The following is a 21,253-nucleotide window of genomic DNA, read 5'->3' on the forward strand; positions in this document are numbered from 1 at the left end:
TCCCGCGCCGGTACGCACGTATCGTCCCCGCGACTCGACGCACATATCTCCGCACCCGCCCGCCGCTCGGAAGCCGACAACCGGACACACGAGGAGTGCCATCATGGCCCCAGACCGTGGTGACATCTGGCACGAGAACCCCTTCCCGCTGAGCCCGGTCGTGCGCCTCGGCCCGTCCTCCGATCTCGGGGACCCGACGGTCCAGGGGGCCGACTCGGGCAACGCCCATATCCGCACGCCGCTGGTCGCGGATCTCGAGGCCCTGGTCACCGACTACTTCGATCCGCCCGCGGCGGGAGGCCGGCGCGGCCGGGCCATCGCCCTGGTGGGCGAGTTCGGCCTCGGCAAGAGCCACGCCCTGCGCAGGACGTACCAGACGGTGCGCGCCGAGCACACGGACGCGGCGGTGTGGATCGTGGACGAACCGGCGCAGGACATGGGGCGGCTCTACCGCGACCGGCTGCGCGGTCCCGGCGACACCCCTCAGGGGCGTCAGGCCTTCGAGGAGCTGGTCAGGGACTACTACGCGTACGTGACGGCCGGCTGGGTCGGCGCCCAGGACGACGACCCGCGCCGGAGCACCCTCCAGGAGATCGCGGCCGGCCTGCGCGACCGCACCCTCGACCCGGACAAAGTGGTGTCGGCGCTGCGCTACGACCCCGAGGTGATCCACGCCGATCTGCGCGGCACGCTGGGCGAGGTCACCGAGCACCGCAGGTTCTCCACCGCGCTCGCGCTGCTGCTGGAACCGCCGTTCAAACGGATGGTGTGGAAGTGGCTGAGCGGCGAGGAACCCGCGGAGCCGCTGCGCGAGCGCGGCATCACCGAGGCGATCGGCCCGTCCGGCGGCCGCCAGGACACCGCCGCCGGCATCGACCGGGTCTTCGACGCCCTCGCCGTGCAGGGCTTTCTGCACGGCCGGGTCGGCAACCCGTACGTCCTGCTCCTCGACTCCCTGGAGAAGGTGCTCGACTGGCCGGAGGAGAACCGCGGCACCTTCATGGACGCCTTCGAACGCCTCGTCAACATCTATACGAGCCACGGCGGTCTGCTGGTTTTCTGTGTGTCGCCCGGCGGACTGCGGGCGCTGCGGACGAGCGTGCACGAGCGGCTGGTGCAGCTGTGGGCCACCGGTCTCGACGAGGACCGCACCGAGGCGCTGGTGGCCCGGTACCTCGCCGCCGGCGGCGAGTCGGCCGCCCCGGCGCGGCAGACGGGCCCGTTCGACGAGGACGCGCTGCGGCTGGTGCACGAACTCACCGAGGGCGTGCCCCGCGAGGTGCTCAAGACCTGCCGGCACGCCTGGCAGCTCAGCGAGGACCACGCGGGCCGGGTGCGCCGGGTGCCCGGCGCGACGGTGCTGACGGCGGTACGGGAACTGCACGAGCGCGTGTCGTACCGGCAGGTCCGGGGCGATGTGCACGAGGCGCTGGATCTGGGGCAGTGGCGCATCGCCTCGCGCGATCCGGTGCAGGCCCGGATGTCGCGCTCGCCGGGCGGCAAGGAGGAGGTCGTGTACTGGCTCTCGCCCGCGCCGAACGCGTACCTCGCGGTGATCTACGCCCGTTCCGTCCTCCTGGCCGACGACGCCGAGCGGATCGCCGCCTATGTGCAAGGACTGCGCGCCGCGCTGCCCCCGGGACGGTTCGAGGCGCTGCTGGTGGTCAACGGGCTGGTGTCGCACGCGATGCAGGACCGGCTGGGGCGGTCGATCGGCTCACGGCCACTGGTGTACCGGCAGGGCGACTTCCCGCAGAGCGTGCACGCGGCGCTGCTGCAGCTGGAGCGGCGCCTCGTGGACGGGCAGCGGCGGGAGGGCATCGCCGAGTTGGGCGAGCGGATGCGCCGCGAAATGGAGCAGCATACGGTCCACCTCGACGAGGTGCGCCGGACCCTGGCGGCGCTGTCGGTCGAGCCGGGCACGGGGCCGCCGGCCCCCACGGCAGGGACCACTGTCCCGGCCGCCGTACCGGAGCCGGCCGCGGAGGAGCTGCCGGGCGCGGTGCGGCGCCGGTTCCGCGACGCCCTGCTGATGCTGGAGACGGTGACCCGGCGGGTGGCCGGCCGTACCACGGCCCGGCGCGCCGTGGCGACGTCGGCGGACCTCAGCGTCCTCGGCTGCGCCACGCTGGTGCGGGCGCTGACGGAGGAGTTCCGTGGTTCCGTCGCGGCCTGGGCCAGTACCGCGGCGCCCGGGCGGCCGACCGAGCACCAGCTGGGCGAACTGCGCCGGATCTGCCGGGACTACGAATGCGCGGTGGAGGTGCTGCCGGTGCATCTGCTCGGCGGCGCCGACCACCGGTACCCGCTGACACCGGCGCGCACGGTGGAGGTCCTCGCGGAGGAGGTGTGGGGAACGCTCAGCGCGGCGGCGGTACCGTGACGCCTGCCACGGCCTGCCCGAGGCCCCGCAGCCGCCGCTCGGCGTTGTCGACATGGCGCTGGTCGAGGGTGACGCCGAGGAGGAACGCACGGGGCGAGGTCCACAGCACGTACACGGCACCTTCCTGGACGTCCAGAACGAGCCGGTCGACGGGGGCGTGCCCGGCGTCCGCCGGGGCGACGAGGCCGAGCGCGTCGGTGAGACGGACCAGGTGTCCGCGCAGGCTGCGGGAGAGGTCGCGGTAGGCGGTCCGCCGGGTGCGCACACTGACGTCGATGAAGCGCGGGCCGAGCTCGTGGGCGTCGAAGACGTCACCGACGCAGACCAGGGTCCAGTCGCGGTAGTAGCCCGCGTACTGCAGGTCCGTGGTGTTGACGTGGGTCCGCCACAGGTCCCGCAGCCGCTGCTCGTACAAGGTGTCCGGTACGGCTGCCGTACCGAAGTCGACCTGCGGGCCCTCGCTCGTCGTCGCCCCCGTCTGGAGATAGGGCTTCGCCCCGGGGTCGCCGCCGGGCTTCTCGTCGGGCAGCGAGTGCACCTCGGCCCGGATACGGGTGACGAGGCGGTTCATGGCGGCGTCCATCGCGGGCACGCCGTCGGGGACGTCGGTCACCGCGGCCAGGAACTCGCCGGGGCGGGCGCGCCCGCCCCACAGGCCGCCGCGCGCGTTCGCGAGGACCGTGCGCATCAGCTCACCGGTTCCCAGCGGGCGCAGGACCGCGCCGAGGTCCTGGGCGCACAGCAGCAGCCTGCTGCCGGGCAGCGACTCGTTCTGGGCCTCGTCGCCGACCTCGGTGACGAGGCTGCTGAGCGGGGCACGGGACGCACGGAAGACGGCGAAGTCGAGGATGCCGTTGCTGTAGTGGGACAGGGAGCGTACGGCGGGGGCCTCGGCGACGGCTTCCTCGCACAGCCGGGTTATCAGGCCGTGGCGCTTGGCGGTCCAGTGGGACTCTTTCAGCGTGTCGGTGCGATGAGGTGCGGGGGCTGCCACGTGTGCTCGCCTTTCAGTGAGTGACTGCGGGGCTGCGGTGCGGTCGGCCGATGCCGCGAGCGCGCTACAACTCGGGCAGCTCCAGGTCGATGTCGTAGCCCGAGGGCGGTGTGGGGCGGGAGGTGTCGGTGCCGGTGAGCCGCTCGTGGTGGGCGCCGACCCGGCGTCCGTCCGGCCGGTGCCCGACACCCAGGTCCCGCAGCCGGGTCAGGGCGGTGTGGGCCAGGTCGGCCGCTTCGTCGGTACGGCCCGCCGCGGCGACGGTGACGGCGAGGGAGTTCTCCGCGGCGGCGACCCAGGGGTGGGCGTGGCCCAGCTTGTGGGTCAGGAGGTTGGCCGCGCTGCGGCCCACCTCTTCCGCCAGCCGCACCTCGCCCGTCGCCCGCAGGTAGACCCCGTGCCGCACCTGGCACAGACCGGTGTACGGATGCCCCGCGCCGAGCCGCCGCGCGAGGGTGTCCCCGCACTGCCGCGCCTGCTGTTCGGCCTCGTCGGCCTTGCCGAGGGCATGCAGGTCGGCGGCGTAACTGAACTGGCAGCGCAGGGTGTCGAAGCGGTCGGGGCCGAAGCGGCTCACGTACAGCTTCAGCGCTCGCCGGTCACGCTCATGGGCGAGTTCGTAGCCGTACCGGGGGTCCTTGACGGCGGGGAAACCGTCGGCGAGGCGGCGTTCGCTGACGGCGAGGCCGACCTCCGTCTTCAGACGGGCGACGTCCCAGGTTTCGCCGTACCGGCGCAGCCGCTGGCGCAGCAGGTCGCGGGCCTCTCCGTCGCGTCCGGCGGAACGGTAGAGGTAGGCGAGCAGGTCGGCGGCGTTCCAGGCCACCGCGTCGTCCGCGCCGCCGACGGCCTGCCGGTAGCGGAAGCGCTCCTGAAGCCGGGTCAGTGCGCCGCCGACGCGGCCGGTCAGGGCCTCGGTGAGGGCGAGGTTGTGCTCGACCTGGATCGTGGCCGGGTGTTTCCAGCCGAGCAGCAGCGTGAGTTGCTCCAGCGCGGGCCGGAGCTCCAGCAGGGCGTCCTCGAACCGGCCGAGCGTGCGCAGGGTGGCGGCGTAGGAGTCGGCGGACAGCAGAGTGCGCGGGTGCGTGATGCCGAGCAGCCTGCGATGGCCGCGCAGCGCGTCCTGGGCGAGCCGGCGTGAGCGGTCGTAGTCGCCGCGCAGACGGTGGGCGCGGGCTGTGAGGTTGAGCAGGCGCAGATACTCCGGAGACTGCTCGTCGCCGTCGGCCCGCCACTCCTGTTCGGCCCGGCCGGCGATGTCGAGGAGGCGGTCTAGGTCGGCGGCCTCGGCGCGCTGGCTGAGCGCGTTGAGATGCCGCAGCAGCGAGCGGCGGACCCGGGGCCGGGTGTCCTGCCACAGGCGCAGCGAGTACACCTCGCGGGCCCAGTCGGCGGGCAGGTCCTGGTGTTCCTGCGGGGCGTACTCGGCGAGGATTCCCCGCAGCACCGACTCGATGTGCCGCCGCTCGTCGGGCTCCAGGCCTGCCCGGATCAGGTCGCGCAGTCCGTGGTGCTGGGCGAGCGGCTGTTCCTTGCGGTCGAAGTCGACGTCGAGGAGGCCGACTCGGGCGAGGGCCCACAGGGCGACGCTGACCATGTGCTCGTCGGGAAGCTGGACGTCGTCGGGCTGGCGCTGGGCATCGGCGGGCGGCTGGTCGGCCGCGTCGTCGTCGCGGGCCAGCTCGGACAGGATCCGGCGCGAGCGCAGCAGTTCCAGGCCCATGCCACGGCCGGTGAGCAGGGACGCGGCGCCCAGCAGCCAGCCGAGAGCGTCGTGTTCGGGGCTCTCCGCACGCCATGCGGCAGCGCCCGGGGTGGCCTGCACGACACGCCGGGCGACCTGGACCATCACGGCGACGGGCGACACCGCCTCGGTGTGGCGCAGGAGTTCGGTCTTGCCACCGCGGTACTCGGCGAGCAGGTCGCCCACGGCGGCGCGGAGGGCGGCGTCCGGGTTGAGGTGGTCGTCGCGGCGGTGGACGGCGGTCCGCTCGGCGAGGCAGTGGGCGGCGATGTGCAGGGCGTGCGGGACGAAGTCGACGACGTTGCCGATCTGCCCGGCCTGCGGTTCGGTGATCTCCGGGGCCCATTCGTCGAGCAGTGCGCGGGCCTCCTCGGGGGTCATCGGAGGGATCGCCAGGGGCGTCAGCTGCGGCGGCCGTGCCCCGGGATCGCCGGAGGACCCCGCCGAAGTCTCCTCACGCGGAGGGACACGGCTGGTGATCAGGACGTGCCCGTGCTCGTGGGGCACGGGCAGCAGGCCGCGCAGTTCGGCCGGGTCCGGTACGCCGTCGTAGACGATCAGCCAGCTGCCCATGTCGTCGTCGCGGCGCGACAGGCGGGTCAGCAGGCGGGAGAGTCCGTCGTCGTCGGGGGTGCCGAGGCGTTCCTCCGGGATGCCGAGACGCCCGGCGAGCCGGGTGAGTCCTCGCTCGACTCGCTCGCGCTCCCAGGCACGCACCCACCACACGACGTCGTATCCGGCTCCGTAGCGGTGGCACAGCTCGTGAGCGGCCTCGCTCTTGCCCCAGCCGCTGGGGCCGTGCAGCACCAGGCAGGCGCCGTCGCGTCCGGCGGCGAGCAGTTGCTCGTCGAGCGTGGCGAGGAGCGCGTCGCGGTCGATGAAATCGCTGTTGCGCGAGGCGACGTTGGTGGTCTCGGGCAGGCGCGGGAACCGGGCTCCCGCGCCCGCGTCGCCGGGCTCCACGGCGCCGAGGCCGAGGCCCGTGTACAGCAGCCGCAGCGCCTCGTCCTCGGTGGTGCCGCGCAGGTCGATCCGCTCATGGTGCGCGGCCTCGGTGTGCGGGAACGGCTCGTCGACCAGGACGATGCGTACGTCGGTGTGGGAGAGCGCGCCGATCTGGGTGAGCAGGGTGTCGTCGGCGTCGTCGGGCGACAGGAAGAGCAACGCCGCGCCGCGGCCGGGGCGTTCGCCCGCGTACATGTCCGCTCTGCGCAGCTCGGTGCGGACGCCCTTCGCGGCCAGCCGGTCGCGCAGCCAGGCGGCCCAGGGGGCGTGACGCATGGAGTGGACGACGGTGACGTCGGTGAGACGTGCGGTGCGGCGGGTGCGCAGCCAGTCGGCGAGCCGCTCGTAGTAGGGGCGCAGACCGGTGACGGTTCCGGCGTCCTCTGCCTCGACGGCGAGGCTGCGGCTGTCCTGGTACATGGGGTTGTACGGAATCTCGAGCAGGGGGATGTCGGATCCCCCGAGCGCCTGGGCGAGCGGAGCGAACTTGCGTCGCACCCGCTCGCGCGCCTGGCGCAGCCGGTCGTGAACCCCGATGTCACTCTTGAGGCCGAGCGTGAGCAGCCGTACGGGCCTGCCCGCGCGGCTCAGCGTCATGTCCTCCGCCAGGGCGGCGGCCCCGTCGATGGACCAGGCGGTCATCGCGAAGGAGATGACGAGCGCGTCGGCGTACGCGGCCGCCGAGACCTGTTCCGCCGTCTCGGGGCCGTCCGGTACCGGGGCCTCGATCAGGACGTGGTCGTACGCCGCGGCGACGGGGTCGGCGGCGAGCGCGGCGAGCGCCTGCGCGTCGGGGGCGGCCGCGGTGCGCACCTGGCCGGGTTCGGGCCGGGGCGGTGCGCTCGCGCCGTCGGCGCCGGAGCGGCCGTCCACGAGGAGGACGCTGCGGTTGGCCTCGGCGAGGATGTCCGCGACATTGCGCAGAGTGGTGCTCAGGCCGAGGTTCTCCGAGGTCGCGAGGAAGAAGACGAACGGACCTGGGGGATCAATTGGGTTGGCGTCAGGCATGACCTCTCCGCTCGGCGCGGCACAGCAGGGAAGGACGGGACGACGGGCAACGACAGGGACGAAGGGAGCCACCCGAGCTGCCACATAGGCGGGCAAAACGGGCATCGAGGGGGCCAGTATAGGGCGCGACCTGCGGCATCACGGCAGCTCGTACGTGTCCTGCGCTTCATGCGCTCTCTTGGTGCCCGGTGACGAACAGGTCGCCTTCGGCGCAGCCGTCGTGCACCCGGCGCAGCAGCGCGCCGAGCACGGAGTCGGGCAGGGCGGCGACCTCTTCGGGCGACAGGGCCGCGATGTCGAGGACGACGGATTCGACATCGGGCGACGGGCCATCACCCCCTCCCCCGTACTCCTCGTCAAGGACGGCGTCCTCGGCAACTGCCATGGTGTCCACTCCAAGAGGTCTCGGCGTCTCATGGACCGCCGTGCGGTTCCGTGCGGCGGCATCCCGGGAAGACACAACGGACATGCCTCCTGAGCGTAGCGCCGCCATACCCCCATAGGGCAGTCGTCGGCGGATGTCCCTTGGCGTCCAACTGCCGTTCGAATGCCCTTCGTTGTCTCATTCGTGATGTTGACGCCGGACTTATGGCGAACAAATACTGGTCGAACAGAGTGCGCCTTGGGCCCCGCCGGGCGAGGTCCGTGGCGTACGCCTTCGGGGGGAAGTGGATGAGTCGACCGCCACTGCGCCATGCCGAGCCGCCCTGGCCGAGGGCCTCCGACGTGCGGGCACGACAGGCAGTGGGCTGGGTGCCGTACCCGTTCCACTCCTTTGTCCTGAAAGTGCACAGCCGCTGCGACCTGGCCTGCGACTACTGCTACATGTACCGCTCGCAGGACCAGAGTTGGCGCGCCCAGCCGCGCACGATGGCCCCTCAGACGCTGGAGCGCACCGCCGGGCGGATCGCCGAACACCTGGCCGCGCACGGAGTGGACGAGGCGGGCGTGGTCCTGCACGGGGGCGAGCCCCTGCTCATCGGCGACAAGGCACTCGCACGGACGGTCCGGGTGCTGCGCGCGGCTGTCGGCAGCGGAGTACGGCTGCATCTGGCCCTGCAGACCAACGGAACGCGGCTGACCGAGGAACGGCTCGACCTGTTGGGTGAGTTGGGCCTGCGCATCGGAGTGAGCACCGACGGCGGGCGCGCCGCCCACGACCGGCACCGGCGCGGCGCGGACGGACGCGGCAGCCACGCCCGGGTGGACGCGGCGCTGCGCCTCCTCGCGAGCGAGCACTACCGCCATCTGTTAGGCACGCTGCTGTGCACGGTCGACCTGCGCAACGACCCGGTGCGCACCTACGAGGAACTCCTCGTCCACCACCCGCCGGCCATCGACTTCCTTCTCCCGCTGGGCAATTGGCACACCCCGCCGCCGGGCCTGGACCCGAGCGGGCGGCGCACCCCGTACGCCGACTGGCTGTGGGCGGTCTTCGAGCGCTGGTACGGGGCGCGGACCAGGGAGACCACCGTGCGGCTCCTCGACAACCTGATGGTGCTCCTGCTCGGTGCCCGCCCGCAGACGGAGACGCTCGGCCTGGCCCCCGTGCGGTACGCGGTGGTGGAGACGGACGGTTCTCTCACCCAGGACGACACGCTGCGCACCGCGTACGACGGTGCCGCCCGCACCGGGCTCGACGTGTGGCGGCACTCCTTCGACGCGCTGCTGCGCCACCCCGGTGTCGCGGCGCGTCAGTGGGGCGCCGCCGGGCTGTGCGCGCGGTGCAGGGCCTGTCCGTTGCACCAGGTGTGCGGCGGGGGCCACTACGCCACCCGCTACCGGCGCGATACCGGCTTCGCCAACCCGAGTGTGTACTGCGCCGATCTGACGGAGCTGATCGGACGCGTACGGCGACGGCTGAGCGCAGACCTCGCGCCCCCGGGCCAGAACCCCGACCGGTGGCAGGACAACCGACCGACGCCTTCGGAGGTGGTATGACGCCGTTGCCGCATCGTATGCCGGGCGCGATGTTCGACGCGGTCGCAGCGGGATCGGGCGGGGCACCGGCCCTGCGACTGCTGGCCCGCTCCGAGCACAGCAGACGCCTGGCCGGCGCGTACGCCGTGACGGCCGCAGCGCGGGCGGCCGGGGGCACGGTGGCCGAGGAGGCCGAGAACGCGTGGCGGCTGTTCACCGCCGCCGCGCGGGCGACTCCCGGAGAGGCGGCGGCCGTCCTGACCCATCCGTCGGCGGGACCGGCCCTGGTCGGTCTGCTCGCCCGCCTCACACAGCGGGAGCCGCAAGAGCCGCCGCCCGTGCGCTGGTTCACGGCACTGGCCGCGGCGGCGGCCGTCCGCGCGGGGCTGCCGGTTCGGGTGGAGTGGCCGGTGGACGGGCCGTCGGTGGCCCTGCCTTCGCTCGGCCGGGCCCGCTTCCCCGGCGCCGTTCCCGGTGACCGTGCCGAGGTGTGCGTCGAAGCAGCCGGCCGGGCCCGGATCACGGTGCCCGGAGCGTCCCCCGCCGACGGCCCGGTGACGGTGCCCGGACAGCCGTACCACAGCGAGGGCCGCTGGCAGGGCGCGCATCTGCTGACCGACCTGGACGACGACGCCCCGCTCCTGCTCGACGTCCTGGACCAGCCGTGCTTTCCGAAAGCCTCGCGGTACCGCGAGGGCCTCGGCGCCGATGAGGTGAGCCGGTGGACCGCCGTGGCGCGCGAGGCCTGCCGGCTGCTGCGCGCGGACCACGAGGACCAGTACGCGGAGCTGGCGGCGGGACCGCGGCTGCTGGTACCGCTGTCGAGGCCCGGCCGGGGGAATGTGAGCGGAAGCAGCGCGGAGACGTTCGGGTGCATGGCGCTGTCCCTGCCGAAGTCGGCGACGGGGTTCGCGGTGACGATGGCGCACGAGATCCAGCACAACAAGTTCGCGGCGGTGCTGCACCTCTTCGACCTGTTCGAACCGGGCGGCCGGGAGCGGTTCTACGCGCCCTGGCGCCGCGACCCCCGGCCGCTGCTCGGGCTCTTCCACGGGGCGTACGCGCACCTGGGCGTGGCCCGTTTCTGGGCTCGCCGCCGCGAGACGGAGCCGGACCCGAGGCTGCGTGACGCCGCGCAGGTCCAGTTCGCCCGCTGGCGCCTGGGCGCCCGGGAGGCGACGCATGTGGTGCTGGCCTCCGGCCGCCTCACTCCCCTGGGCCGCCGCTTCGCGGAGCGCATGCTGAACAGCCTGGACGCCCTGTGCCGCCTGCCGGTCCCCGCGACGGCCGTGCACCGCGCCGAATCGACAGCCCGCGCACACCGCGCCGCGTGGCGGGACCGCAACGGCCGTGTCATGGGCGCCGGAGAGGCTGAACTCCAGCCTCTCCGGCGTTGACTCCCTTGCGTTGACTCTCCGGCGCCGCCCCTCCACCATCGCCCCTCCACCATCGCGCCTCCAGCTTCGAAGGAGCGGGCGCGCCGCGGGGGTTACTGCGCGGGTTCCACCCCGGCCCGCAGCAGCCCGTACGTGTACGCGTCCTCCAGGGCCTGCCAGGACGCGGCGATCACGTTCTCCGCGACTCCCACCGTCGACCACTCCCCCGCCCCGTCGGACGTGGAGATGAGGACGCGGGTGGTGGACTCGGTGCCGTGTTTGCCCTCGAGGATGCGGACCTTGTAGTCGACGAGGTCCAGCTTGGCGAGCTGGGGGTAGATCTTCTCGAGGGCGACCCGCAGCGCGCGGTCCAGCGCGTTGACGGGACCGTTGCCCTCCGCCGTGGCGACGATGCGCTCGCCTTTGGCGAAGAGCTTGACCGTGGCCTCGTTGGCGTGGCTGCCGTCGGGGCGGTCCTCGACGATCGCCCGCCAGGACTCCACCTCGAAGTACTTGCGGACCCTGCCCTCCACCTCGGCCCGCAGCAGCAGCTCGAAGGACGCGTCCGCCGCCTCGTACGTGTAGCCCTTGAGCTCGCGCTCCTTCACCCGCTCCACGACCCGGCCGACCAGCTCGCGGTCGTCGCCGAGGTCGATGCCGAGCTCCTTGCCCTTCAGCTCGATCGACGCGCGGCCCGCCATGTCGGAGACGAGCATCCGCATGGTGTTGCCGACCTGCTCGGGGTCGATGTGCTGGTACAGGTCCGGGTCGACCTTGATCGCGGAAGCGTGCAGGCCCGCCTTGTGGGCGAAGGCGGAGACACCGACGTACGGCTCATGGGTGGAGGGCGTGAGGTTCACGACCTCGGCGATCGCGTGCGAGATGCGCGTCATCTCGCTCAGCGCGCCCTCGGGGAGGACCTTCTTGCCGTACTTCAGCTCCAGGGCCGCCACGACCGGGAACAGGTTCGAGTTGCCGACACGCTCGCCGTAGCCGTTCGCCGTGCACTGCACGTGCGTCGCGCCCGCGTCCACCGCGGCCAGGGTGTTGGCGACCGCGCAGCCGGTGTCGTCCTGCGCGTGGATGCCGAGGCGGGCACCTGTGTCGGCCAGAACCGTGGCGACCACCGCCTGGACCTGCGCCGGCAGCATGCCGCCGTTGGTGTCGCAGAGCACCACCACGTCGGCGCCCGCCTCCGAGGCGGCCCGCACGACCGACTTCGCGTACTGCGGGTTCGCCCGGTAACCGTCGAAGAAGTGCTCGCAGTCGACGAAGACCCGGCGGCCCTGGGAGCGGAGGTAGGAGACCGTGTCGCGGACCATCTCCAGGTTCTCGTCGAGCGTCGTGCGCAGAGCCAGCTCGACATGCCGGTCGTGCGACTTCGCGACCAGGGTGATCACCGGAGCGCCCGAGTCCAGCAGCGCCTTGACCTGCGGATCCTCGGACGCCTTGGCGCCGGCCCGGCGGGTGGCGCCGAAGGCCACCAGCTGCGCGTGCTTGAAGGCGATCTCCTGCTGGGCGCGGGCGAAGAACTCGGTGTCCCGCGGGTTGGCGCCGGGCCAGCCGCCCTCGATGAAACCGACGCCGAAGTCGTCCAGGTGCCGTGCGATGGCCAGCTTGTCCGCGACAGTGAGGTTGATGCCCTCGCGCTGCGCACCGTCGCGCAGCGTCGTGTCGAAGACGTGGAAGGCGTCGTCGACGTGAGAAGGACGGTGATTCTCGTCGGTTGCGTCTGTCATCTCTTGTGGCTCCTGTATCGGATTCGGTCTACCGGAAGGACCGGCTCCACCGTCCCCATGGTCCCTCGCGCTCCGGTCCCGGCTGTGGGTGGACCAGGAAACAGAAAAACCCCTCGCGGGTGCGAGAGGTCTGCGCGCGGGTCGAGGACGACGGTGTCCGCCCGTACGTGGTCGTACGTGGCGGTCACTGCGGACCGGCGCGCCTGCTGCCAATAATCATGGCGAACGAGAGCACGGGGGCAGTCTGGCACAGACCGCCCCCGCGCTCACGGGTGTCTCAGGATGCGAACTCCCGACCCGGACGAGCGGTCAGCGCAGGTGGCGCACGAAGATGTCGCGGGTGTCGTTGGTGTCGTCCGGCACCAGGTTGGTGGCCCACGATTCGAACGCCACGACCCGTCCGTCACGGTTCACCGCGGTGGTCGAGAAGCCCCGGTAGTCGCTCTCGCCGCCGTCCTTGGCCACGCTCACCCGCTGGTTGACGCCGGTGCGCAGGTCGCGGACGAAGAGCGGGCCACGGGCCGTGTCGCCCTTCACGAGGTCGGTCGCCTGGGAGTGGAAGACGACATGACGGCCGTCCTCGCTGATCACCGGATAGCCGGAGTCGGTGTCCGTCTGCCCGCCCCGCGCGTCGAGCGAGACCCGCTTGACGGCGCCCTTCCAGAGGTCCTTGACGAAGATGTCCGCCTTGTCGTTGGTGTCCCCGGGCACGAGGTCGCTCGCGGCCGAGGTGAAGGCCGCGTACCGGCCATTGCCGCTGAACGTCGGCAGGCCGGCGCCCTGGTTCGACTGGTCGAACCGTTCCGTGCGGCCGCTGCGGTTGTCGTGGATGAAGACGGCGGACTTCAGGCCCGGCTTGACCTGGCTCAGGTGGTATCCGATGCGGCTGCCGTCGGCGCTCATGGTGTAGCCGCCGATGATCCAGGAGATCCCGTCGTCGGAGGACGGCTCGGTGACGCTGACCAGGCGGGTGGTGCCCTGCTTGCGGTCGCGCAGGTAGATGCCGGCCCACATGCCGTTGCCCGTGTCGCCGTTGTCCGCGAGGGAGGCGACGAACGCCACGTACCGGCCGTCGCGGCTGACCAGCGGGTCACCGTAGGCGTCGGTGATGGGCTTGTCGTCGTCGGAGAGGCTCACCACCTCCGTGCGGTCCTTCACCCGGTCCCAGAGGAAGACGCCGGAGTAGTACGTGTGGTCCTCGTACGCGCCCGTGTTCGCCTTGAAGGTCACGTACCGGCCGTCGGCGCTGATGTGCGGAGCGAACGCGAGAAAGGTGTACTCGCTGCCGTCGTCGCGCACACTGACCCGCTCGATGGTGTCGCGCCGCAGGTCACGCAGGAAGACGTCGACACGTCCGTTGGTGTCCCCCGGCACCAGGTTGTCCGCGTCCGACTCGAACACGACGAAGCGGCCGTCACCGCTGACCGACCCGCCCCGCGACTCCGCGGACGCCTGCGCACCGCTCGCGGAGACGCTGACCCGTCCGGTGTCCCCCTTCGGCGGCGCGGCAGCCGCCGACATCGCCGCCGATGCGACCATCGCCCCCGCGATCACCGCGACGGACGCCCCCCGCATGGTTCTTAACATGCTTGATTTCCCCCCGTTTTCCCCGTGGATGCCTGTCCCCCGGCCGGCCCTACGCCGAGAGCCCACACGATGCAAACGCACCACTGGGCAGGGGTCAATCGGTCGAATTACGTACAACCTGGGCGAGGGTTCAAGCGTCCGGCCGGAACTCCGCGGCAGCGGCGTGGCCGCGGAGTTCCACCCGGGGCGTCAGCCGATGTTGTGCATCCAGCCGTGCTTGTCCTCGCTCACGCCGCGCTGGATGTCGAGGAGCGCCTCGCGCAGCTTCACGGTGACCTCGCCGGGCTCACCGCCACTGTGGTGCCACTCGCCCGCGTTGCACTTGACCGTGCCGACGGGCGTGATGACGGCGGCGGTGCCGCAGGCGAAGACCTCGGTGAGAGTGCCGTTCGCGGAGTCGGTCTGCCACTGGTCGATGGAGACGCGGGCCTCCTCGGACTCGTAGCCGAGGTCACGGGCGACCGAGAGGAGCGAGTCGCGGGTGATGCCCGCGAGCAGGGAGCCGGTGAGGGTGGGGGTGACGATCTTGTCGCCGTACACGAAGTACAGGTTCATGCCGCCCAGTTCCTCGACCCACTTGTGCTCGACGGCGTCGAGGTAGCAGACCTGGTCGCAGCCCTTCGCGGCGGCCTCGGCCTGCGCGAGCAGGGACGCGGCGTAGTTGCCGCCGGTCTTGGCGTCGCCCACACCGCCGGGGACCGCGCGAACGCGGTCCTCGGAGAGCCAGATGGAGACGGGCTTCACGCCGCCCGGGAAGTACGCGCCGGCCGGGGAGGCGATGACCATGAACAGGTACTCGTTCGCGGGCTTCACCCCCAGACCGACCTCGGTCGCGATCATGAACGGGCGCAGATAGAGCGACTCCTCACCGCCGTGCGCCGGCACCCACGCCTTGTCCTGCTGGACCAGCACGTCGCACGCCTCGATGAACGTCTCGACGGGCAGCTCCGGCATGGCGAGCCGGCGGGAGGACGCCTGGAAGCGGCGGGCGTTGGCGTCGGGGCGGAACGTGGCGACCGAGCCGTCCGGCTGACGGTACGCCTTGAGGCCCTCGAAGATCTCCTGCGCGTAGTGCAGGACGTTGGTCGCCGGGTCGAGGGAGAGCGGCCCGTACGGCACGAGCTGGCCGTCGTGCCAGCCGCGGCCCTCGGTCCACCGGATCGTCACCATGTGGTCGGTGAAGTGGCGGCCGAACCCGGGATTGGCGAGGATCGCCTCCCGCTCTGCGTCGGAGAGCGGGTGCGCCGAGGGCTTGAGCTCGATCGTGGGCGTCGTCATGAGTGGTTGTCCTTCACCGTGTGTGTGTGACGGGCCGCGCTCACGCCGGCACTGCGAGTGGCCAGTGCTAGGACGTCCGAGCATTCCCTCATTCGGCGGCTCCGCGTTCGATTATCGCCCGAGCGGAGCACGGCAGAAAACGGTGTGAATGCGGCCCAGGGCTTGATGGTGACACCCGGCGACGCACAGGAAAAGCCGCCGGGTGCGGAAGCGACCCGGCGGCTTGAGTGAAAACCGGCGGGTCAGCCGGATACTCGGGCGGCGAGCGCGTCGCCGATTTCGTCAGTCGTACGGGGCGTGGCGCCGCGCTCCGCGAGGTCGGCGGAGACGGCGTCCTCGATGCGGGCGGCCTCGGAGTCGTAACCGAGGTGACGCAGCAGGAGGGCGACGGACAGGACGGTGGCGGAGGGGTCGGCCTTGCCCTGGCCCGCGATGTCGGGTGCCGAGCCGTGCACCGGCTCGAACATCGACGGGAACTCGCCGCTCGGGTTGATGTTGCCGGAGGCGGCGACGCCGATGCCGCCGGAGACGGCCGCGGCGAGGTCGGTGATGATGTCGCCGAAGAGGTTGTCGGTGACGATCACGTCGAAGCGCTCGGGCTGCGTGACGAGATAGATCGTCGCCGCGTCCACGTGCATGTACTCGGTGGTGACCTCGGGGAACTCCGCGGCCACCTTGTTGAAGATGTTCGTCCACAGGTGACCCGCGAAGGTCAGCACGTTGTTCTTGTGGATCAGCGCAAGCTTCTTGCGCGGGCGGGCCTGGGCGCGGGCGAACGCGTCCCGGACGACCCGCTCGACACCGAACGCCGTGTTGACGGACACCTCGGTGGCGACCTCGTGGGGGGTGCCCTTGCGGATCGTTCCGCCGTTGCCGGTGTAGGGACCCTCGGTGCCCTCACGGACCACGACGAAGTCGATCTCGGGCTGTCCCGCGAGCGGAGTGGCGACACCCGGAAGGAGCTTCGACGGACGCAGGTTGACGTGGTGGTCGAAGGCGAAGCGGAGCTTCAGCAGGAAGCCGCGCTCCAGAACGCCGGACGGGACCGAGGGGTCGCCGATCGCGCCGAGCAGGATCGCGTCGTGCTTCTTGAGGGCGTCGAGGTCGGCGTCGGTGAGTGTCTCACCGGTGGCGTGGTAACGCTTGGCGCCGAAGTCGAACTCCTTGGTCTCCAGCTTCACATCCTGCGGAAGGACGGCGGAGAGCACCTTCAGCCCCTGGGCCACGACCTCCTGGCCGATGCCGTCACCGGGGATCACTGCGAGATTGATGCTGCGAGACATGTCGGCACCCTACTCCTCGTCCCAGGGGATGACACGATCCGTCCGCGATACGGACACCAACGGGTGGGTGCCGCCGTGGTGCCGCGTCAACCACCGGATGGTCCCGCGTCCATTCGTCAACACCCGTTCACCCGTACGTTTGGCCTTTGTTGGCGTTTGCTGGGAAGTTCCCCTGCATGACTGTGCCATCCAAGGGGGCAGCCCCCGGCCCCTCCGTCCCGAACACCGGCATCCCCGAGCACCTCGCCCGCCGTATGAGCATGGCGGAGCAGCACGAGTATCTGCGGACCAGACTGTCGCGGCGTCGTGCGCTGGTCACCGCGGGCACCGTCGCGGGCGGCGGACTGCTGCTGGCCGGCTGCTCGGGCGGGGACACGGAGAGTCCCGCGCGGACGGCGTCCCCACCGGCGCCGAGGCGGGCAACCGGACTGGTCCCCGGCTCCGTGGTCGCCCCCTTCGGCCGCCATCTCGCCTTCGGTGCCGACCCCAGGACCCAGATGCGGATCTCCTGGCAGGTGCCGTTCGCGGTCAAGAAGCCGTACATACGGGTCGGGTTGAAGCCCTGGGACCTGAGCCGGAAGATCGAGGCCGAGGTGCGCGACCTGCACACCCCGTCCCTGTCGAAGAAACTGCCCGCGGTCGAGCAGTACTATCTGCACGCCGCCCTCGACGGCCTCAAGCCCGGCACGACGTACTACTACGGTGTCGGCCACGACGGCTTCGACCCGGCGTCCGCCGAACGGCTGGGCACGCTCGGCACGTTCCGCACCGCGCCGGCGCGGCCGGAGCGGTTCGTCTTCACAGCTTTCGGCGACCAGGGCGTGAGCTACGACGCGCTCGCCAACGACCAGGTGATCCTGGGTCAGAACCCGTCCTTCCACCTCCACGCGGGCGACATCTGCTACGCGGACACGACGGGCCACGGCGAGGAGTCGGACACGTACGACGCCCGCGTGTGGGACCAGTTCCTGGCGCAGACCGAGTCGGTCGCGAAATCCGTGCCGTGGATGGTGACGACCGGCAACCACGACATGGAGGCCTGGTACTCGCCCGACGGCTACGGCGGCCAGGCGGCACGCTGGTCGCTCCCGGAGAACGGCTTCGACCCGAAGAGGTCGCCGGGCGTCTACTCCTTCACCTACGGCAACGTCGGCATCGTCGCGCTCGACGCGAACGACGTCTCGTACGAGATCCCCGCCAACAAGGGCTACTCGGACGGGAAGCAGACTCAGTGGCTGGACAAGCGGCTCGGGGAGCTGCGCAAGTCCGTCGACTTCATCGTGGTGTTCTTCCACCACTGCGCGTACTCGACGTCGACCCACGCCTCGGACGGCGGGGTGCGCGACGCCTGGCTGCCGCTGTTCACCAAGCACCAGGTGGACCTGGTCATCAACGGCCACAACCACGTCTACGAACGGACGGACGCCATCAAGGGCGGCAAGGTCGGCAGGCGCGTACCGGTGGGCGCGTCGACGGATCCGACCCGGGACGGGATCGTGTACGTCACCGCGGGCGGCGCGGGCAAGGACCTGTACGGCTTTCCGGACGGGGTGAAGGACAGCTACGAAGGGAACGTGAACGACCGCGAGTCGATCGACACGTTCCACTGGACGAAGCAGAAGGAGGAGAGCCCGGAAACCGTGCAGTGGTCCAGGGTCCGCTACACCGGCTTCTCCTTCCTCGCGATCGAGGCGGAGACGGGTGCGACCCCGAAGCTCACGGTGTCGGCTCTCGCCCAGAACGGCGGGCGCGTGGACCACTTCGAGGTGCGGCGCGGCCGATGAACGGCCGCACCCCACTCGGCGGGTGCGGGAGGGCGGGCGGGCGCGGGCTCAGTGGCCCGTCGCGCCGCCGTTGTCCCTGCGGTCGAGGGCGCGCTGCAGGGCAGCGGCGGCGTTCTTGCGGTCGGACTCGCTCGTACGGGACACGCGACGGACTCGGCGGACGGTCGTCTCGGCCATGAGGGATCGACTCCTTATTGACAGCAGGGAGTGCGGAAACGGGTTGCGAGACGCCGGATGGGGCGGGGAGCGGCGCCGCAGGGGTTGCCTGCCTAGGGCTCCGGCTCACGACCGCCATTCGCTGGGTCGAGCGAGACGTTCGGCTCCTACAAAGCTAAGCGAGGACAGGGCGCGTGTCTCCACAATTACTTGGGCTTCCTACTATCTGAGACGGAGCACCAGGTCACACCGCTCTGACCTGCGGTAATAGCCTGCGCGCTCAGAGCACGTCGCCGTCACGCCAGTCGAAAATCAGGTCATGCAGAGGGTCGAGAGTGCCTGCTGAGGCTGAGCGGACGAAAGTGGCGCCTTCCTCGTCCGGGAGGCGCACGATCCCGTCGGGACCGAGGACGTGGACCCGGCCCGGCCAGGGCTGCCAGCCGCGCGCCGTATACAGGCCCCCGCCCTCGGTCGTGGCGGAGAGCGCGCCGAGTGCGTACGCCCCGTCGATCACCCGTTCAAGAGCGGCCATCACCCGGCCGCCCAGCCCCCGGCGACGGCTGTCGGTGCGGACGGCGACGCCCTCGACGTAGCCGGTGCGCAGGGAACGGCCGTGGTGCAGAACGCGGCGCTGGATCACCGCGCCGTGCGCGACGAGACCGGTGTCGTCGTGGACGAGGGCGTGGATGCCGCCGAGGGTGTGGTCCCAGTCCTGGTCGCCGAAGTCTCCCTCGAAGGCGTCGTCCAAGAGGCCGCGGACGGCGCGGAGTTCGGCAGGGGCGAGATCCGCCGTATGGGCGGTGCGCAGACGGATGGCCATCGGCCCAGTATTCCCCGCGGCGTTCCCCGGGGCATGCGCGGCTGCCGGGTGGCGGGGAATTCGGGCCTGCCGAACTCCCCACTCCCCACCTGCTCGGCAGCCGCTGAACACTTACTGAACCGTTCATCAGCAATCCGATGTCTGATGCTGCCAGACTTCTTGACACCCCTCAAGAGCCCCTACACCCTCACAGTCATCGGATGTCTGCGACAGGAGGGGTTCCACATGGCGGTCCAACCCCGGGCCCGCACCATCGTGTCAATGCTCTGCTCCGCGCTTCTCGCCACCACCGCGGCGACGCTTCCCGCCCACGCCGAGTCACCTGCGGCCCCCGCATCCTGGGAGGTGCGCGGCCCGCTCGGCTCCCCCACGGCCGTGGTCTCCCTCGATCCGGCCGACGGCAGCCCGACCCTCGCCGTCAGACGCGCCGGCCGCACGGTCCTCGAACCGTCCCCCGTCGGCCTCGTCACCGAACAGGCCGACTTCTCCAAAGGGTTGACCTTCACCGGCCGCACCGACCGCGCGATCAGCGAGCGCTACACCATTCCCACCGGCAAGTCCCACGAGCGGCTCGTCCGGATGACTGAGTCCCGCTTCCGCTTCCGTACGGCCGACGGCGCCCGCCTCGACCTGCTGACCCGGGTCGCCCCGGACGGCGTCGCGTATCGCTACGTCCTGCCGGAAGACCACGGCGACGTCGTACGCGAGGCCTCCGCCTTCACTCTCCCCTCCACCGCCGAGGCCGTCATCAGCGCCTACCGCCGGGACAACGAACTCCCCTTCGTCCGCTACCAGTCGGCGGCCGCGGTACCGGCGGGCACGTACTCGATGCAGGCCCTGTTCAAGACGGACGGCGGCTACGCCCTGGTCGCCGAGTCGGACCTGAACGGCAGCTACGCCGGCTCCCACCTCACGCACACCGCCGACTCGCCGACGTTCGGCGTGAGTCCGTGGAACGACGAGCCGATCCAGGTGTCCGGCTCGCTCACCACCCCCTGGCGCGCGGTGATCACCGGTGATCTGGCGACGGTCACCGAGTCGACGTTCACCGACGACCTCGCTCCCAAGTCCCGCGTCCGCGACACCTCCTGGATCAAGCCGGGCCCGGCACTGTGGACGTGGCTCGCGGGCGGCAAGGAGGCGGGGCAGAGCCTGGAGGCCCAGAAGAAGTACGTCGACTACGCGGCCGACCGCGGCTGGCCGTACGAGGTCGTCGACGCGGGCTGGTACTACAAGCCCGGGCAGTGGGACGTCATCGACCCCGACTGGCAGACGAACAGCTGGATGCCCGAGCTCGTGCGCCACGGCAAGGAACGCGGCGTCGAGATCCAGGTCTGGCTCCACTACACCCTGCTCACCGACCCCGTGGAACGCGAGAAGTGGCTGTCCACACTGGAGCGTTGGGGCGTCAAGGGCGTGAAGATCGACTTCATGGACTCGGAGTCGCAGGAGCGCATGCGCTGGTACGACGACGCGCTGGAAGACACCGCCAAGCACCACCTCATGGTCAACTTCCATGGCTCCACGATCCCCAAGGGCATCCAGCGGACCTGGCCGCACGTCATGACGCTGGAGGGCGTCGGCGGTGAGGAGAAGCGCAACAACACGGCGGTGCAGCTGGCCGCGCTGCCCTTCACCCGTAACGTCATCGGCTCCATGGACTTCACCCCGGGCGCCTTCCACCGCCCGTTCCGCCCCAACGTCCAGTCGGACGCGGGTGAGTTGGGTCTGACCGTCCTCTACGAGTCCGGCATCCAGAACCTCGCCGGCACTCCGGAGTCGTACGACGCCCGCCCCGAGGCACGCCGCTATCTGGAGCAACTGCCCACCGGCTGGGAGGAGACCCGCCTGCTCACCGGCGACCCGGGCCGCTCCGCGGTGCTGGCCCGCAAAGCGCCCGACGGCCGCTGGTTCATCGGCGGCACGTTCGCCGGGGCGGCCCAGGACGTGGACGTACCCTTGCGTCTCGGCGCGGGCAAGTGGCTCGTGGAGACCGTGACCGACGGCCCGTCGGGCCTGGTCCGCGCGCCGCATGTGGTCCGCGGCGGCGACACCCTCACCGTCCCGGTGGTGGCGGACGGCGGGTTCGCCGCGCTCGCCTGCCGCTGGTACGCGGGCCGCACGAGCTGCGACCGCTGAACAACAGCGACGCAGCCGCCCCCGCTCCGGATTCCCG

Annotated in this window: 14 protein-coding genes; 5 read left to right on the plus strand and 9 right to left on the minus strand. The window is 71.3% G+C overall.

Annotated features, from left to right (window positions below; all coding sequences use genetic code 11):
* Positions 1–103: 103 nt before the first annotated feature.
* Positions 104–2,383 (plus strand): hypothetical protein, encoded by a 2,280-nt coding sequence (locus FGD71_RS15715; protein WP_119101080.1) that lies wholly within the window; start codon positions 104–106, stop codon positions 2,381–2,383.
* On the opposite strand, the gene FGD71_RS15720 is transcribed toward FGD71_RS15715, so the two are convergent.
* From FGD71_RS15720 to fxsA, 3 genes are all read right to left on the minus strand, one after another.
* The gene (locus FGD71_RS15720) at positions 2,361–3,377 is read right to left on the minus strand and encodes a hypothetical protein (RefSeq protein WP_119101081.1); all 1,017 of its coding nucleotides are present in this window, start codon (positions 3,375–3,377) and stop codon (positions 2,361–2,363) included. The two genes, FGD71_RS15715 and FGD71_RS15720, sit on opposite strands and share 23 nt — an antisense overlap.
* 64 nt (positions 3,378–3,441) lie before the next feature.
* On the minus strand, positions 3,442–7,134 hold the full coding sequence (gene fxsT, locus FGD71_RS15725; protein ID WP_119101082.1) for an FxSxx-COOH system tetratricopeptide repeat protein: 3,693 nt from the start codon (positions 7,132–7,134) through the stop codon (positions 3,442–3,444).
* Between the two features lie 166 nt (positions 7,135–7,300).
* Positions 7,301–7,519 carry an FxSxx-COOH cyclophane-containing RiPP peptide gene (gene fxsA, locus FGD71_RS15730; protein WP_162931137.1) on the minus strand — a complete coding sequence of 73 codons (219 nt, stop codon included), beginning with the start codon at positions 7,517–7,519 and terminating at the stop codon, positions 7,301–7,303.
* Positions 7,520–7,806: 287 nt separating this feature from the next.
* On the opposite strand from fxsA, the gene FGD71_RS15735 reads away from it, so the two are divergent.
* Together FGD71_RS15735 and FGD71_RS15740 are read left to right on the plus strand one after the other, a co-directional pair.
* A complete protein-coding gene (locus FGD71_RS15735) occupies positions 7,807–9,075 on the plus strand; it encodes an FxsB family cyclophane-forming radical SAM/SPASM peptide maturase (RefSeq protein WP_119101084.1) in 1,269 nt (422 codons plus the stop codon).
* A complete protein-coding gene (locus FGD71_RS15740; RefSeq protein WP_119101085.1) occupies positions 9,072–10,451 on the plus strand; it encodes an HEXXH motif domain-containing protein in 1,380 nt (459 codons plus the stop codon). Before FGD71_RS15735 ends, FGD71_RS15740 begins: the two co-directional genes overlap by 4 nt.
* Positions 10,452–10,543: 92 nt before the next feature.
* Here FGD71_RS15740 and cimA read toward each other — a convergent pair whose 3' ends face one another.
* The 4 genes from cimA to FGD71_RS15760 form a co-directional block, all read right to left on the minus strand.
* The gene (gene cimA / locus FGD71_RS15745) at positions 10,544–12,169 is read right to left on the minus strand and encodes a citramalate synthase (RefSeq protein WP_119101086.1); all 1,626 of its coding nucleotides are present in this window, start codon (positions 12,167–12,169) and stop codon (positions 10,544–10,546) included.
* A 309-nt stretch (positions 12,170–12,478) separates the two neighbouring features.
* Positions 12,479–13,756 (minus strand): TolB family protein, encoded by a 1,278-nt coding sequence (locus FGD71_RS15750; RefSeq protein WP_119101087.1) that lies wholly within the window; start codon positions 13,754–13,756, stop codon positions 12,479–12,481.
* Positions 13,757–13,945: 189 nt separating this feature from the next.
* The gene (locus FGD71_RS15755; protein WP_119101088.1) at positions 13,946–15,034 is read right to left on the minus strand and encodes a branched-chain amino acid aminotransferase; all 1,089 of its coding nucleotides are present in this window, start codon (positions 15,032–15,034) and stop codon (positions 13,946–13,948) included.
* Between the two features lie 242 nt (positions 15,035–15,276).
* Positions 15,277–16,317 (minus strand): 3-isopropylmalate dehydrogenase, encoded by a 1,041-nt coding sequence (locus FGD71_RS15760; protein ID WP_119101089.1) that lies wholly within the window; start codon positions 16,315–16,317, stop codon positions 15,277–15,279.
* A 176-nt stretch (positions 16,318–16,493) separates the two neighbouring features.
* On the opposite strand from FGD71_RS15760, the gene FGD71_RS15765 reads away from it, so the two are divergent.
* Complete coding sequence (locus FGD71_RS15765; RefSeq protein WP_119101090.1) at positions 16,494–18,101, plus strand: purple acid phosphatase family protein; 1,608 nt, start codon at positions 16,494–16,496, stop codon at positions 18,099–18,101.
* Between the two features lie 48 nt (positions 18,102–18,149).
* Here the strand turns inward: FGD71_RS15765 and FGD71_RS49665 are convergent, their stop codons facing one another.
* Both FGD71_RS49665 and FGD71_RS15775 read right to left on the minus strand, forming a co-directional pair.
* Entirely contained in the window at positions 18,150–18,278 is a 129-nt protein-coding gene (locus FGD71_RS49665) for a hypothetical protein (protein WP_119101091.1), read from the minus strand.
* Between the two features lie 259 nt (positions 18,279–18,537).
* Positions 18,538–19,077, minus strand: a complete 540-nt coding sequence (locus tag FGD71_RS15775; RefSeq protein ID WP_119101092.1) for a GNAT family N-acetyltransferase — start codon at positions 19,075–19,077, stop codon at positions 18,538–18,540.
* 225 nt (positions 19,078–19,302) lie between these two features.
* On the opposite strand from FGD71_RS15775, the gene FGD71_RS15780 reads away from it, so the two are divergent.
* Positions 19,303–21,216 carry a glycoside hydrolase family 97 protein gene (locus tag FGD71_RS15780; protein WP_119101093.1) on the plus strand — a complete coding sequence of 638 codons (1,914 nt, stop codon included), beginning with the start codon at positions 19,303–19,305 and terminating at the stop codon, positions 21,214–21,216.
* The last annotated feature ends 37 nt before the right edge of the window (positions 21,217–21,253 follow it).

This window comes from Streptomyces sporangiiformans (assembly GCF_005768555.2).
Lineage (GTDB): Bacteria > Actinomycetota > Actinomycetes > Streptomycetales > Streptomycetaceae > Streptomyces > Streptomyces sporangiiformans.

Excerpts from the sequence above, each read along its gene's own strand:
- FGD71_RS15715 (WP_119101080.1), top strand. The coding sequence starts at position 104 with ATGGCCCCAGACCGTGGTGACATCTGGCACGAGAACCCCTTCCCGCTG.
- fxsT (WP_119101082.1), bottom strand. The coding sequence starts at position 7,134 with ATGCCTGACGCCAACCCAATTGATCCCCCAGGTCCGTTCGTCTTCTTC.
- fxsA (WP_162931137.1), bottom strand. The coding sequence starts at position 7,519 with ATGGCAGTTGCCGAGGACGCCGTCCTTGACGAGGAGTACGGGGGAGGG.
- FGD71_RS15735 (WP_119101084.1), top strand. The coding sequence starts at position 7,807 with ATGAGTCGACCGCCACTGCGCCATGCCGAGCCGCCCTGGCCGAGGGCC.
- FGD71_RS15740 (WP_119101085.1), top strand. The coding sequence starts at position 9,072 with ATGACGCCGTTGCCGCATCGTATGCCGGGCGCGATGTTCGACGCGGTC.
- cimA (WP_119101086.1), bottom strand. The coding sequence starts at position 12,169 with ATGACAGACGCAACCGACGAGAATCACCGTCCTTCTCACGTCGACGAC.
- FGD71_RS15750 (WP_119101087.1), bottom strand. The coding sequence starts at position 13,756 with ATGTTAAGAACCATGCGGGGGGCGTCCGTCGCGGTGATCGCGGGGGCG.
- FGD71_RS15755 (WP_119101088.1), bottom strand. The coding sequence starts at position 15,034 with ATGACGACGCCCACGATCGAGCTCAAGCCCTCGGCGCACCCGCTCTCC.
- FGD71_RS15760 (WP_119101089.1), bottom strand. The coding sequence starts at position 16,317 with ATGTCTCGCAGCATCAATCTCGCAGTGATCCCCGGTGACGGCATCGGC.
- FGD71_RS15765 (WP_119101090.1), top strand. The coding sequence starts at position 16,494 with ATGACTGTGCCATCCAAGGGGGCAGCCCCCGGCCCCTCCGTCCCGAAC.
- FGD71_RS49665 (WP_119101091.1), bottom strand. The coding sequence starts at position 18,278 with ATGGCCGAGACGACCGTCCGCCGAGTCCGTCGCGTGTCCCGTACGAGC.
- FGD71_RS15775 (WP_119101092.1), bottom strand. The coding sequence starts at position 19,077 with ATGGCCATCCGTCTGCGCACCGCCCATACGGCGGATCTCGCCCCTGCC.
- FGD71_RS15780 (WP_119101093.1), top strand. The coding sequence starts at position 19,303 with ATGGCGGTCCAACCCCGGGCCCGCACCATCGTGTCAATGCTCTGCTCC.